The organism is Fibrobacter sp. UWT2 (assembly GCF_900142545.1).
Lineage (GTDB): Bacteria > Fibrobacterota > Fibrobacteria > Fibrobacterales > Fibrobacteraceae > Fibrobacter.
Genome location: NZ_FRBF01000027.1, coordinates 14057 through 28816 on the forward strand (window position 1 = coordinate 14057; position 14760 = coordinate 28816).

12 protein-coding genes are annotated in these 14760 nt (G+C 48.5%); 9 read left to right on the top strand and 3 right to left on the bottom strand.

The features are described from left to right. Nucleotides 1-15 precede the first annotated feature (15 nt). The 9 genes from BUA40_RS13155 (at nucleotide 16) to BUA40_RS13195 (ending at nucleotide 11704) form a co-directional block, all read left to right on the top strand. Nucleotides 16-1359 carry a toxin-antitoxin system YwqK family antitoxin gene (locus BUA40_RS13155; RefSeq protein ID WP_072801312.1) on the top strand — a complete coding sequence of 448 codons (1344 nt, stop codon included), beginning with the start codon at nucleotides 16-18 and terminating at the stop codon, nucleotides 1357-1359. After that, complete coding sequence (locus tag BUA40_RS13160) at nucleotides 1359-1850, top strand: pyridoxamine 5'-phosphate oxidase family protein (RefSeq protein WP_072801313.1); 492 nt, start codon at nucleotides 1359-1361, stop codon at nucleotides 1848-1850. The genes BUA40_RS13155 and BUA40_RS13160 overlap by 1 nt, the downstream gene beginning before the upstream one ends. Nucleotides 1851-1864: 14 nt before the next feature. Next, nucleotides 1865-2503 carry a GNAT family N-acetyltransferase gene (locus tag BUA40_RS13165; RefSeq protein ID WP_072801314.1) on the top strand — a complete coding sequence of 213 codons (639 nt, stop codon included), beginning with the start codon at nucleotides 1865-1867 and terminating at the stop codon, nucleotides 2501-2503. An 8-nt stretch (nucleotides 2504-2511) separates the two neighbouring features. Beyond that, complete coding sequence (pheS, locus tag BUA40_RS13170) at nucleotides 2512-3534, top strand: phenylalanine--tRNA ligase subunit alpha (RefSeq protein ID WP_072801315.1); 1023 nt, start codon at nucleotides 2512-2514, stop codon at nucleotides 3532-3534. A 203-nt stretch (nucleotides 3535-3737) separates the two neighbouring features. Next, nucleotides 3738-4775, top strand: coding sequence for an FISUMP domain-containing protein (locus BUA40_RS14270; protein ID WP_083585416.1), 1038 nt, complete (start codon nucleotides 3738-3740; stop codon nucleotides 4773-4775). Between the two features lie 189 nt (nucleotides 4776-4964). Continuing rightward, nucleotides 4965-7241 (top strand): MAC/perforin domain-containing protein, encoded by a 2277-nt coding sequence (locus BUA40_RS13180; protein WP_072801316.1) that lies wholly within the window; start codon nucleotides 4965-4967, stop codon nucleotides 7239-7241. Nucleotides 7242-7408: 167 nt separating this feature from the next. Beyond that, a complete protein-coding gene (locus BUA40_RS14275; protein ID WP_083585417.1) occupies nucleotides 7409-8476 on the top strand; it encodes an FISUMP domain-containing protein in 1068 nt (355 codons plus the stop codon). 56 nt (nucleotides 8477-8532) lie between these two features. After that, nucleotides 8533-9579, top strand: a complete 1047-nt coding sequence (locus BUA40_RS14615) for a type 1 periplasmic-binding domain-containing protein (protein WP_178299656.1) — start codon at nucleotides 8533-8535, stop codon at nucleotides 9577-9579. Further along, entirely contained in the window at nucleotides 9566-11704 is a 2139-nt protein-coding gene (locus tag BUA40_RS13195; RefSeq protein ID WP_178299658.1) for a C13 family peptidase, read from the top strand. The genes BUA40_RS14615 and BUA40_RS13195 overlap by 14 nt, the downstream gene beginning before the upstream one ends. 62 nt (nucleotides 11705-11766) lie before the next feature. On the opposite strand, the gene BUA40_RS13200 is transcribed toward BUA40_RS13195, so the two are convergent. Genes BUA40_RS13200 through BUA40_RS13210 form a run of 3 tightly spaced genes read right to left on the bottom strand, consistent with a single transcriptional unit; the run spans nucleotide 11767 to nucleotide 14560 of the window. Beyond that, nucleotides 11767-12744 (bottom strand): TrmH family RNA methyltransferase, encoded by a 978-nt coding sequence (locus BUA40_RS13200; RefSeq protein WP_083585419.1) that lies wholly within the window; start codon nucleotides 12742-12744, stop codon nucleotides 11767-11769. 24 nt (nucleotides 12745-12768) lie between these two features. Continuing rightward, nucleotides 12769-13344, bottom strand: a complete 576-nt coding sequence (locus tag BUA40_RS13205; protein WP_072801319.1) for a 5-formyltetrahydrofolate cyclo-ligase — start codon at nucleotides 13342-13344, stop codon at nucleotides 12769-12771. A gap of 58 nt (nucleotides 13345-13402) precedes the next feature. Continuing rightward, nucleotides 13403-14560, bottom strand: coding sequence for a ribonuclease D (locus BUA40_RS13210; protein ID WP_072801320.1), 1158 nt, complete (start codon nucleotides 14558-14560; stop codon nucleotides 13403-13405). Between the last annotated feature and the right edge of the window lie 200 nt (nucleotides 14561-14760).

Consider the following 14760-nt stretch of genomic DNA (forward strand, 5'->3'; position numbering starts at 1 on the left):
TATACTTTGATAGCTATGAAAAAATTCCGATTGTTGATGTTTTTGGCGGTTTGTGCGCCCTTTTGGGGGTGTACCGTGGAGCGAGCCCAAGAGCAGGTGCTTGCGGAACATGCGAATGGCGCCAAAAAGACCTCCATATGGGTGTACCCCGATGGTGAAATTCTCAAGAGAAACGAATGGTACACCGACGGCATCAAGGAATTGGAAATCCCTTACAAAGACGGCGTGCCTCATGGCGATTTCAAGCGTTGGACGGGCTTTGGCGATGTAGCCTTGCTTGGCCATTACAAAAAAGGACTTAAAGATGGCAAGTGGACGTCGCTTTTTAGCGATAAAAAGATAGAGGCGTACCGCTACTATGAAAATGACCACCCCATAGGCGACTGGGAAGGTTGGCATTACAATCGGGAAAAATCTTTCGAAGAACACTACAATGACGACGGCTTGGCGGTAGGAGTTTGGAAAAAGTGGTTTGATAACGGGGCGCTGGAACAGGAAGGAAACTGCCATGCCAAATGGGACCCGAAGCGCGAAATCGTTTCTGCCGAAACCCAGGGTATTGCATACTTGAAACGCTTTTCGAAGGATTGTCGCTTGCTGGAGGAATTTACCTGCAAGAACGGAAAGCTGGAGGGACCTTTCGCCTTGTATTACGAAAGCTATGGCGAAACGGTGGATTCGGCAAACTGCGGATCCGGCCGCGTGCGCGTGAGTGGCGTACTGGGCAAGGGGGCTACAGGCAAGGATAGTGCACTGATTGGGGCGGTGACTTATTACAGGGCCGACGGAACCCCTATGAAACAGGAATATTGGAGGGCGGACGGAAAGCGAGACTCCGTGTGGCGGTGGTTCGATGAACAGGGAAATGTGGTTCGGGAATGTGACTTGAAGGACTCTGGCGTGGTCTATGGCGTTTGCGATGGTGACATGTCCAAGTTCTGCGCCGAGACTTCGTATGTGGGGGAAATCAAAGGTATACTGGACAGCTCTAATTTGGCGCAGAGTGCTGATTTTAAACAAAGTATCGGTAAGTTCCCGGCGACGGTTCGCTACTTTAAGCCGGGACGTTCCCTCTTGTACGAAGAATTTTGGAAGGACGGACAGATTGCCGAAAGTCGGAGCTTTTTCCCGGACAGTTTAGGAGGCGGGCTTGCCAGCGAAGGCTTCTGGAAAAATGGCAAGCGCGAAGGCATTCTACGTAATTGGTACAAGAGCGGCGTACTCCGCGACAGCCTTACTTTTGTTAATGGCGAACGTGTGGGGGAACAGTTCAGCTACGATAGTACCGGTAAGCTTACCATACATAAAACTGAGGCGGGTAAGAACCGCCCCGTGATTATGCATTTGCTGGGGCAATAATGAGACGCAAAGATAGAGAAGTTTTAGGCGACGAAAATATCGCAAAAATTATTGAACAGTGTACGACCTGCCATGTCGCGATGATAGACGATGCCGGTGCGGGAATGCCTTACGTGATCCCGCTTTCGTTCGGGTACAGCCTGGAGAGCGGCGTTTTGGAACTGTACTTCCACTGTGCGCACATAGGAAAGAAACTCGATTGCATTCGCAAAAATCCGAATGTCGCGTTCAGCATGTGCGTCGAGAACCGCATCGAAATTCACGAAGACGTTTATTGCAAGAGCGGGCGCTTTTACGCAAGCGTTGTCGGGCAGGGTAAAGCCGAAATCGTCGAGGACAGCGCCGAGAAATGCCGTGGGCTCTCGCTCCTGATGGAACGTCAAGCCGCAGGCGCCCCGCACAAGTTCGAATTCACGCCCGAGCAGGCCGCTACCGTGACCGTATTTAAGATTACGAGTACGAATTTCACTGGGAAAGCGAAATCAGAATAGAAGGGGATCTCTATATGGCAAGTAAACTTGAATTCGGGTTACAGACTCGCGAAGAACTCGACGAAGCCGGCTTAATTATGGCAAGGGCGTACGAAGATTATGACTACGTTACGCTCTATTTCCCTGATAGGGAAAAAAGCCGAAAGGGACTGCAGATTTTTATGCAATGCGTCCTAAAAGCGTGCTATGGAAAGGCTGACTTGTTGTCGGCGCATCGTGACGGTAAGTTGGTTGCCCGAGCAACACTGGAGGCTCCCGGTTTCAAGAAACCTTCCGCGTTTCAATACATTATACACGGCTTTTGGCGTGTGTACCTTAATACGAAATGGAGCGAAATCAACGGATTTATAGCTATGGACGAAAACGCCAGCAAACCCTGCCACGATTTTCAGAAATCGGGGCCGGATATCTGGTATCTCAGCATGCTCGAAGTGGACCCGTCTGCGCAGGGGCAGGGCGTCGGCACACAGTTTCTGGCCTATATGGAAGAATACGTGCGGGAACGTGGCGGCAAGCAGTTGGCCCTATTTACCAATTCACGGGAAAATCTCGACTTTTACAGCAAACGCGGCTACGAGGTTTTTCACGAATGTGAAATTGAGCACGACGGCAAAAAAATCGGCAGTTGGAGCATGAAAAAATTTCTAAATTAACGGCCACTATGAGTGAAGCTATTAACAATGTGAAGCAGGCGTTTGACGCAGAACTTGCGCAAACCGACCTTACGAACCAAGAAGCCGTCAACAACCTCCGCGTGAAGTACCTGGGCAAGAAGGGGGCCGTCACCGACCTCATGAAGCAGATGGGAAGCTTGAGCGCCGAGGAACGCCCGGCTTACGGCAAGCTCGTGAACGAACTTAAGGTCGCCGTCTCCGAGGCAATCGACAAGGCTATCGAGACCGCGAACCAGGCTGCCCTCCAGAAGAAACTGGAAAGCGGCTTTGTAGATACCACGCTCCCGGGTGCAGGCATCCCGGCGGGCTCGACGCACCCGCTTTACGACGTGCGCGAAGAGATTATCGACTTCTTTAGCCAGATGGGTTTCGAGGTGGACTTCGGTCGCGACATCGAGACGGACTGGTACAACTTCGAGGCGCTCAATACGCCTCCTGACCACCCGAGCCGCGACATGCAGGACACGTTCTACGTGGACGACAAGGTGATGCTGCGTACGCATACCTCCGGCACGCAGATCCACTACATGGAAACGCACAAGCCGCCGTTCCGCATGATTGCTCCGGGCCACGTGTTCCGTGTGGATAACGATGCGACCCACGCCCCGATGTTCCAGCAGTGCGAAGGCCTCGTGGTGGACGAAAACATCAGCTTTGCAGACCTCAAGGGCGTACTCCAGGTGTTCATGAACAAGCTGTTCGGCGAAGGCGTCAAGACCCGTTTCCGCCCGAGCTTCTTCCCGTTCACGGAGCCCAGCGCCGAAATGGACGTGAGCTGCGTGTTCTGCGGTGGCAAGGGTTGCCGTCGCTGCAAGGGAACCGGCTGGATGGAAATCGGCGGTTGCGGTTCTGTGGACCCGAACGTGTTCAAGAACTGCGGCATCGATTCCGAGAAGTACACGGGCTTTGCATTCGGCTTCGGTCTCGACCGTATCGCGATGTTGCGTCACGCGATTCCGGAAATCGGCCTCCTGACCAGCAACGACCAGAGATTCCTCTCCCAGTTCTAGTCTAGACGAAAGGACGCCGCTTCGCGGCTACAGACGAGAGACGATCAAAACCTTAGATTACGAACGAGCGGTCCTATAAGGTCCGCTTTTCTGTATATAGACTATTCTAAGTTGGAATAATGTTGCGGATTTTTTTCTCTTGACATTGTAAATAAAAACTATACATTTGAAACAAAGTGTTTCCCCAAAAGAAGGAGAAAATCATGAGATTTGCACAAAACCATAAAATCACGATAATCGCACTTGCTTTGGGTGCGGTCGGTTTCATTGCCTGTTCGGATTCGGACAGTTCTAGTGACGCAAACGGTGAAGACAACGTGCTCTCTATCAAATTGGGTGAGACGCCTGTCAACGGTGGCGTGCTGTTGCTTGGCAAGGGGGAGAGCTTCTATGAACTAAATCTGGAATCCAACGGTGAGTGGCGTATCGAAAATAATTCCACTTTTATCGATTCGGTCTTGCCGGAATCGGGTTTGGGTAATGCGGATGTGAAAATCCATGTGAAAAAGAATGATTCAGAGGGGCAGCGTAAGGGGGAATTACGTGTCGTTTTTCCCAAGGACACTAGTCTGAATACAGTCATTGATTTGAGGCAGATGTATAGCGGAGATTATGAAGATAATGACGCTTCTTTTGATTCTCTTGAAATGGGTGCGATTTTCGCTTGTAGTTTTATTGGACTGTTTAGCAAGGAGGCTGCGTTACAGTGCCTGACGGATGCGTTTGAGAAGAGTGAAAATTATAGGGTTGATCCCCGTGATGGTAAAATGTATAAATTGGAAAAAATCGGCTCGCAACTTTGGATGGCAGAGAATCTTCTGTATGAAACACCGAATAGCTATTGCTATGACGACAATGCGGATAATTGTAAAAAATATGGTCGACTTTACGAATGGGATGCGGCTATGGAGGCGTGCCCCAAAGGGTGGCACTTGCCGAGTAAGTACGAATGGAATGAATTATTTTATGGAATTGTAAATAATAAGGGCAAGGCTCTCAAATCTACTTCAGACTGGCTGCGCGATGGAAACGGAAGTGATGACTACGGCCTTAACGTTTTGCCTGCAGGTTACAAGGATAGCGAGTATCGTTCCTTAGGTGATATAGCACGGTTCTGGACTTCGACAGATGATCACGGCTATACTGCGTTCTTGGTACGTATAGAAGCGCTTAAAGACGATGCCTATCTGAACGAAGAGGTAAAGTACAACGCAAACAGTGTTCGTTGTCTAAAGGATTAGTTTTTCTGAACAACAAAAATATTCCCTCGTTTGAGGGAATTTTTTATAATTATCAGCAAGATGTTCCAATTTGGAATAATACAGGGTGCAGTGAAATTGCGGTATTTTTTTCGCATGTTCTATTGACTTTGTTTTGAAAAGAAATATTTTATAGAGAAAAAAGTGGAATTACAAGAAGGAGATTCTGCCATGTCTATCAATACCCTCAAATTTTCTGTGGCGGTAGGTTTTGCCTGCGCCGCAACCTTGGGCCTCACGGCCTGCTCCAATTCAGATGATCCCAATGGCTCCTCCGCTAAGGAAACGGCGATTTCGGTCGAAGTCTTGGGAAAGACTGTCGGCGATACGCTGGTGTTCGACATGATGGACAGCACCTACGATTTCAAGATCAAAGCTGACGGAAAATGGCGCATCGAGGATGAAACGGAATTTATTCAGTCGATTAGCGAAAAATCCGGTAACGGCGATGCGACCGTCAAAATTCGTATGGTTACGAACTTCCTGGACGAACGTTTTGTGGGCGACTTGCGCATTGTGTTCCCTGAAGACACTTCCCTGAACAAGACGATTACCGTTGTGCAGAAGTATAGTGGCGATTACGATGACAATGCGAATGATGTTTCACAATCAAACAAGGCCTATGCCATGGGCTATGGTTACGATATGATATCATCGACAGAAGGTTACCTTGATCCCAGTGCGATTAAGTCGGAAGTTTTTGATACCAAAACCTTGTTTGAAGATGGGACTTTTGCTTATGGTCCCAATACGCAGACTTTGGATGAAACGACAGTTACCGGGTCGACAATTTCGGACATCAGTTTTAAGCTGGGTGTCAAGACCAAAATAGAAGGTGGCACGGCGCTTTTCTCGGGAGAGATGAAATCTTCTTTTGATATGTCCAAGACCTCCTATAGTAATTATGAATTTGCGTTGAATTATATCGATGTTACAACGCAGACGATTACCTCGGAAGTACCTTTGGAAATTTTGGCTGATAGTTTAAGTATGATCGTGTCCGCCTATTACGCTATCAATGGCTTGGGGCGCACTGGCCAGAAATTCCCTTCGACGAATGCGGGCTTTAGAAGGTTGATTAAGGGATACGGAACGCATGTTGTAATGGGAGCGAAAGTGGGTGGTCGTATTCGTCAGTCCATGACGGTGGATGTGTCCAAGGTAACTTCCTCGTATGATTTGGAGGTTTTTGCCAAGGCTGCTTATAAAGGGCTTGCTGTTAAGGCCGAAGGCTCGATGGAATCTAAAATGAAACAGAGTTTTGAAGAAAATAACTCGAATATGTCATTTAAGGTGCATGTTTACGGTGGCGACGCCGGAGTAGGCGCAAGATTGATGAACACTACGAATCGGGCCTTGGATCCGACGGATGTGGATACCTGGAAAGCTTCCGTAGCTAAGGGGAAGGGCGCCCTTATTGGTTTCCCGAGCGATGGCTTGGTTCCGCTTTATGAATTGATTGACGAAACAATCAGTGATTCGACTGCGAAACGTAAAAAATTGCTCAAGGAATATATGGAAAGCAAGGCGTTTGCTTCGGACTTTAACGCCTACTACGAATGCGGTACGGTGACCGAAATTGATGTGCCCAAGATTGAAGACTTGGATACGAATACTTTGATCAAGGATATCTATTCTGGCGGTCAGTTGGTGGCAAAGGCGACCTTGGAGTTTGTGCCGCTCCTGAACATCAAGGAAAAGGTGATGGTCATTTACCCTGTAATCAACAACAAGGTGCGCTATAATTTGGGCTTCTACATTGGTGATAAGGACCATAAGCCGGCTCGTGTTAGTTGGGATGGGACGGATGCAGCAATCGTTGAATATGCCGATATGGATTTCGGTGCAGCAAAGAAGATTTATATCCGAGGCACTTCCGTGTTAAGTACAGCTCCTGAAGGGACAGAAACTCATGTGGGTACGGTTGAAGATGCCTATTTGGCTTCGAAAATTATTAATAAAAATATCAGCGCAGATTTTGATTATAATTATCCGCTAGTCAAAATTTTCGACCATGTTTGGATTCGTCAAGACTATGCAAGTAGCACAACGAGAAAAGGCTTTTTTAGACAACCTGGGTCTGGTCAAGTAGTTGGGGCAAACCCTATGTGGAGAAAGTACGATGCAACTGAGGTTGAAGAATATGTTCCGCTGGGTTGGAAAATTCCATCTGATACGGTTTTCAAAAGTATCGAAAATGAGTTTAAAAAGAATGGCTTGTCAAATATAGGAAAAGCGATGCTTAGAAAAAAAGATTGCGATTCTGAGAAAGAATGTGGCTTACTTGGTTTTAGTGCGGTAAAGTGGAATGATAGTAGGAGTAGGAATTATTATGGCTATGTCAAACCGGATGGTAAGATAGGTTCTGTTGATATAATGTATGATGCGAGTGTCCTTGATTATAACAATGATTGGGATGAAGTGCAACTCCGCATCATCCAGGAATAAAATGACTTGGCGATAACTTTACCCGTATAACAAAAAGTTCCCCCACTTGGGGGAATTTTTCTGTATATAGACTATTCTAAGTTGGAGTATTGTTCGAGTTTTTTTTTTGAATTCGTGTTGAAAAGAATTATTTTACAAAAAAACATCCGTCAAAGAAGGAAAAAATCATGAGCTTTGCAAAAAGTTATAAATTCACGATAATCGCACTTGCTTTGTGTGCGGTCGGTTTCATCGCCTGTTCGGATTCGGACAGTTCTAGTGACGCAAACGGTGAAGACAAAGTGCTCTCTATCTGGGTTGGTGATATGCTAGCCAATGGCGATACGCTGATTCTTGGCATGGGTGAAGGTCTTTACGAAATGAGTGTGGAGTCCAGCGGAGAATGGCGTTTTGAAAATGGGACGACTTTCATTGATTCGATTTATCCCGAATCAGGCTCGGGTGATGCGGTTGTAAAAATCCATGTAAAAAAGAATGATTCCGATGAGCGACTTAAGGGAGAATTGCGGGTTGTATACCCTGAGGATACGGATCTGAATACATCAATGGATGTATGGCAGGTGTATAGCGGTGATTATGGAGATAATATGAATGTAGATGATAATACTGTAGTAATGGCATTTCTCGTTTGTGGCATGTTGGGGCCGGCTGGGATTGCTACAGATGATTGTGCGATAAATGCGCTTAATGGTCTTTTAGGGGCTGATGAGATGAAAAATCGATTGCTGGATTACCGCGATTGGAGAATTTATAAAACGACGGTAATTAAGTCACAGGTTTGGATGGCTGAAAATCTCAGGTATGATTCGGAAGGAGGTCATACTTATTGTTTCAATGATGATAAAGCAAATTGTCGAAAATACGGCCGACTCTATAACTATTATGCGGCAAAAAATGCTTGTCCAGACGGCTGGCATTTGCCGAGCAAAGCTGAATGGCTTACTTTAATAAATGAACTTGGGGGTGAAGCCGCTGCTGGCAAGGCGCTCAAATCTACCTCTGGATGGAAGAGCGAAGGTAACGGGAATGATGACTACAAATTCTCTGCGTTACCCGTAGGTTACTCGATTAAAAATACTTATTATAGCATGGACGAAGAAACTCAGTTTTGGGCATCGACAGGTTATGGAGGCAATGCCTTTTACTTAGTTTCCCTAAATTTCGATAATGATTCGGCTGCAGTGCATCCTAAGGCTGCTCGCTATGGACTCAGTGTTCGTTGTCTAAAGGATTAGGTTGTCAGCGTAAAAAAAATTCCCTCGTTTGAGGGAATTTTTTTATCATTAAGGTAATGATGTTAAGGCTGTTTTTTGGATTCTTTCTACTATTTTCGCTGTATGCCTGTTCCAACAGCGAATCTGTTTTTGATGCTGTGCAAAATCGCCCGGGCATAGCGAACATTACGCTTGTGGCAAGCGTCAATGGCATTGGCGATAACAGCTATAATGACCAAATATTGGCAGGACTATTCCGGTTTAATGAAGATAGTGGAGTGCCCTTCCGTCTGCTGCAGCCGGAATCTATGGACGAGGCCGATTCACTTGTACAGGCGTGGCTCAAGGAAAATGTCGACACCGATTCATCGATGCTGATTTTGGCTTCTTCCGAATATGTGGGACTGGCAAAAAAACTTGATGTTCGCTTTACGGGGGTAGGCAACAAAGTTTTGTTGTTTGAGGCCGATACGGCGGGACTTCCACAAGGCGTCAATGCTTTCTCGATAGAGCGTTACGGAGCGAGTTACTTGTCGGGGGCGATTCTGGGCATAAATCCCTGCATGATTTTGGCAGCGGCACCTGGCTTTGCGAGCCTTGAAACATCGATTGATGGCTTTAGGAAGGGCTACGATGCGCATAAGACGATAGCAGATACTTTGGGGGTGGATTATCTTACTTACAATGAAAATGATGAAACGGCTTTTAACAACATTGAATTTGCCTACGTGGCCACTTTTTCGATAACGAATTATATTCTAGATGCGGATAGACCTTCGGCTATTTTTCCTTTGTTGGGGGGCGCTATCAAGGGCGTGCGTCGGGCCTTGATCGATTATCCGAATACGGGACACTTTATGATTGGGATGGATGTTGACCAAAGCGGCGTGTTGCCAAAGGTGCCGTTTACTTTGGTCATTGACATTAAGGGGATTGTTATTCGCTACCTGGAAGAATGGGCTTTGGGTAAGGATTGGCCTCGGTTCCGCTCTTTTGGCTTGGGTGACGGTGCCGCATCGATTGTGTTTAACAAGAATTTTGACGATACGAAAGAGTTCGAAGCCCGCTATGAAAAGTATTATGACGAAGCGGTTCGCGAGGAGGCTCGCCATGCAAAGAAATAGTCTACTTTCCTTGTTGTTTATCGCGATTCTTTGTCTTTGCGCGTGCTCCGACAATACATCTTCTGCAAATTCCGATGCCAAGACGCACAAACTTAAGGTCGCCGTCATGGCGAAATCCTCTGAAATGGCCCGCTGGAAACGTAGCGCCGAATGGGCTTTGGAAAATATGGAAAAAGCCCAAGGCGGGCTCGACCAGAAGGTGGAACTGCAACTAGAATTTAAAAACCAGGATGACGCCGATTTTGATGAGTATATGGAAATGGTTGCGGGGGATTCGGACTATGTGGCGATTGTTGGCCCCACGCGATCGGACAAGGCGTACCGCATGGCGGAGCTTTTGCAGAAAAGTACGAAGCCGATTCTTTCGCCCAAGGCGTCGAATGTGGAATGCCAGCGTTTTTTTGCCAACATGCCGAACTTGTGGAACTTGGTTGAAAACGATTTTATGCTGATTGAATCAGCTTTTTCGCATTTGGCGAGTTCTTTTGCGTCACTTTTCATGAATGAACTGGAACTTACACTTTTGGCTCCGTCAAGTGAATTGAATGGCGGACTCGTAAGTTCTTATGTCGACTGGATAGGCTTTATGGCCGAAGAATTCGGACTTAAAATTGACAGAATCTTTTTGTACAATGACGAAGCCGAACTGCGGATGCTTACGCAGACTTATTTGGAACGTAAGAAACCGTATAGCGTTTTGTTGTTTGAACCCTATGATGACAAAATGGCCTTAGCCTTTGATGATGAATTGTATCAACAGGATGTCGCTTCTCAAGGTGGCATCCGAGTGGTGTGTTCCAGTAATTTCGTTTCGGATTCTATCGTAAAAAATCTTCATTACGATTTTTACCGTGGCTTTGATTTGTATGCAAGACCCGAGTCCGGGTTTGCGCAAGCTTACCATGAACATTTTGGCGAAGACATTCTCAATGGCGAAGCGCATTTCGTAGATGCTCTGTATATTTTGGCGTATGCCGCGACTTATTCCGTTTCGTCGGGATTGGAATTGAATGAATCGATTAGAGCTGTGCTCGGAGGAAGGGACGGTACCGGCGGCGATTGGATGATTGCCGGAATGCATGAAAATTTCATGTCGTTGCAGAATGGACGCTTGCCTGATCTGACGGGGGTATCGAGCTCTTGGACTTTCCAGGATAGGGACAACAGTGTGAGCGGTTCAGTGTATCGCGGGTGGAATATTGCTGACCATAAATATGTCACGAACGATTTTACCAGCAACGACGATTCGAAGCATTCAATAAATCCAGAAGAAAATTGGTTGGATTTTTTCAAGGCCGATGTGGATACGAGCTTTTTCGAATATGCAGATTCGAATATTTCTTATAATGACGTTTCGAAACATTGGGCGCTTTTGGTTGCAGCCTCATCGGGCTGGGCAAATTACCGGTTTCAGGCGGACATCTTTGCCATTTACCAGAAACTCAAGAAGATGGGGTACGACGATGACCATATTATCGTGATTGCCGAAGATGATCTTGTGGATCATGAACGAAACTTGTATCCGGGAGAACTCTTTATCCGTTTGGATGGAGATAACGTCTATGAAAAGGGTGTGGTTGATTACAAATTAAGTTACGTAAAGGCGTCTGACCTAGGAAATATATTAAGGGGAAATTCAAGTGATAAGTTGTCAAAGGTCCTCCGTGCAAAGTCGACCGACAATGTTTTTGTCTTTTGGAGTGGTCATGGAATGCCGGGATACCTGAATTTTGGAAATGACAAAATCAGTTACGAACAGATTATTTCGCTGGTGAAACAGATCCCGCACCGCAAGGTGCTGGTGGCCGTAGAAGCCTGCTATAGTGGTGGCCTCGGTGAAACGGCTGAAAAAGAGGATGTTTCCGGGATTGTCTTCTTGACGGCGGCCTCGCCTTATGAAACGAGTAAAGCGGATGAACGAAACGAAGAAATGGGCGTATACTTGACGAACCGTTTTACTCGAGGTTTTACGGAACTGCTTGATGAGACTCCCGACGCAACGTTGAGGGACATGTACATCGAAATCGCGAGTAAAATTTCAGGTTCGCATGTGCAGTTGTACAATATGAACCATTATGGAAATATCTACAAAGAAAAGCTAGATGAATTCTTTGTAGTAAAGTGAACTGCCTATAATAAAAAAACACCCCCTATGGGGGTGTATTTTATTGTCCAAGTAGGAATAATTTACTTGATTCGGAGGCGTGCGTATTCGTACAGACCGAGCGAGAGTGCCACCGAGGCGTTGTAGGAATGCGCTTCGGGCATCATCGGAATGCGGAGTACGGCGTCGCACTGCTTGCGAATGAAGGGTGGGAGGCCCACGTCTTCGCCACCGACGGCGATTACGGCCTGGTCGCTGAATTCAAAGCCGGCGAGGTTCGTTTCGGTGTCGGCGTCGAGACCGAGAATCTGGTAGCCAGCGAGCTTGAGTTCGCCGACGGCTGCTTCTAGGTTGTTCGGGCGGCAAATCTTCATCTTGTCGAGTGCACCTGCGGCAGAGCGGGCGACAGCCGGCGTAATGCCGCACATGCCCTTGGCTGGGAGCATCAAGAGGTCTACGCCCAAGGCGAGCGCGCTACGGATGCAGGCGCCCAGGTTGCGCGGGTCTTCGATGTTGGTGCCTACGGCGATTAGCTTGCGTTCGCCATTTGCTTTGGCCTTAAAATATTCTTCGCGGATGTCTTCCCAAACGAGAAGTTCCTTTTCGTTCAAGAGGGCAACCACGCCGTGGTGTTGCTGCACATAGCTGCTGAGCACCTTGGAATCGACTTGCTGCACGTGCACGTGGGCGCGCTTGGCGAGCTTCTGCAGTTCGTAGAGCTTGGGATTGCCCGACTGGTGCATAAAGAGCACGCGGTGGACTTGCATGGGGCTACGTTCCAGAAGGTCGGTCACTTCGCGGATGCCGCCAATTGCGGTTTGCGGGGCACCATCGGGATCGCCAAAACTCACGCGGCGGTCGCCATCGGTTTTACGGCGGGTAAAGCCGTCGCGCTTTTCAAAGCTATCGCGCGGTTTAAAGTTGTCGCGCGACTTGAAACCGTCGCGGCGTTCAAATCCTTCGCGAGGTTCACGGAAACCGTCACGAGATTCGCGGTCCTTGAAGTTGTGGCGAATGATGCCGAATTCTGTTTCCTTATCGGAATTCTTGCTGAATGCCATAATGCAATCCTTTATCTAAAATCCTTAGGGCTTTTCCCTACAAATAATAATCTGGTCCATCTTGATGTCGGTCAGCTTTTGCACGAGCGGCTCGACGCTAATCTGCTTAGGTGTCGCGATGCCCGCCTTGTGGGCGTTCGGGTGCTTTGCCAAAAAGCGGTCGTAGTAACCCTTGCCGTGCCCGCAGCGTTCGCCGGTCAGGTTGAACTTGGTGCCGGGAACCAGGAACACAGTGAAGTCGCCCTCGTAAGCGGGAATATCGCCGCGGGGTTCCATGATGCCGAACTTGCCCTTGATCAAATCTTTCTTGAGGCTTTGCACGTGGCAGAACTCCATGGCCGTTGGGCCCGTGCAGCGGGGAAGCAGCAGACGGTCTTCGTCGGCGAGCTGCTCGATAATCGGCATGATGTTCGGTTCGCCCGTGAGCGGGTAGAACGCCGCTACCTTGCGCGATTCCCTGTAGCCCTTGATGGCGTGGATTTCTTCCCACGGGTTTCCGATGAGTTCTTCGCCGTCGCGCTTCTTGCGCAACATCTCGAAAAGCGGCCTGGAGCCGAAAATCAAAAGGAGTAAGGCAGAAACGAGAAGTACAGATTCCATAATGATGCCTGCGGGGATTTGTCCAGTAGCGGGCGGTTGAGGTGAGTTATAAAAAAAATTAGTCGGGGTCGCCTACGCGCTTTGCATTGGGCAGGTTCTGTTGCAAAATTTCAGTCCACAGGGCGCGTTGCCAGTTCATGAGGTGAGCCTCTTCGTAGCGGGCCTCCCAGGGCATGTCTCCAGGAGCGGCAAGCCAAATGAGCTGCGCCTTGTTGGCCAAGAGCGACGGGTCAAGTTCCAGTTCTTCGGCTTTAAGGTCGCGCCAGGTCTTGAGCACCGAAAGCAGGTCGGAGTTCGGCACCACCGGCGGGGGCGGGGCCTTGGGCAGACGTTCGGGCCAGTCCGATTGCGGAACGGCCACTGCGGTCTGCAGCATGTTCACGAACGAATCCAGACGCTCGTCGCGAAAATTGCGGGGGAGCTTCGGCAACTTTTCCAAGTCCACTGTCGGGAAATTCGCCTCGCTGCGGCGTGCAATGGCAAGCATGAGTTCCACCGGCATCACCTTGTAGGGCGGGCGGTCCAGTTCCTGAGCCTGGTTTTCGCGCCATTCCCAGAGGAACTTGAGCACGTTCAAGGCGCACGGCGAAAGCGGTGCTGAACCCGTGACGCGCCAGGGATCCTTTCTCTGCGGGGCGGGATGCTTGGCATGTTCGATCAAGGCGTCGCACTGTTCGGTAAGCCAACTCATGCGGCCTGCTTCTTGCAACTTTTCTACGAGAATCGCGCAGAGTTCGTGCAGGTAGAACGTGTCGTGAATGGCGTATTCGCACATTTCGAGCGGCAACGGTCGCGTGGTCCAGTCGGCACGCTGGTTTTCTTTCTTGAGTTCGTCACCGAAGTATTCGCGGACCAAATCCGCAAGGCCCAGGTGATCTTCGCCCAGAATCTTTGCCGCGAGCATGGTATCGAAAATCTGCTTCGGCGAGAATCCGTAAGTCTGCCACAGCAGTCGCAAGTCGTAGTCGGCGCCGTGGAAAATGAGCGTCTGCATGGCGCGGGCCTTGAACAAAGGGGCCAGGTCAAGGCCACACAGCGGGTCCACAATGTAGTGGTGCTCGCCGATGGTAATCTGGATCAGGCAAAGGCGAGTGGTATAATGGTACATGGAATCCGCTTCGGTATCGACGGCGGCCATTTCGTACAGCTCCAAATCCGCCAGCAAATTCGCCAGCGATTCTTCGCTATCTACCAGTATGTATTTCTCGTCTTGCATCGTTGGGGTGAAATGTAATAAAATTTTTATTGTAAATTCGGATGGATTATAAAAAGGGGGAAGAATCCCCCTGGTTCGCACTTCGTTGCTCTCCACCCCCACTGCTGACGTAAACCCCAAAAGTTGGACACAACTTTAGAGGTTTGCATGACAAAAATACACACAGAAGAGGAATGGCAGAGGGTCCTAGACCTGCACAA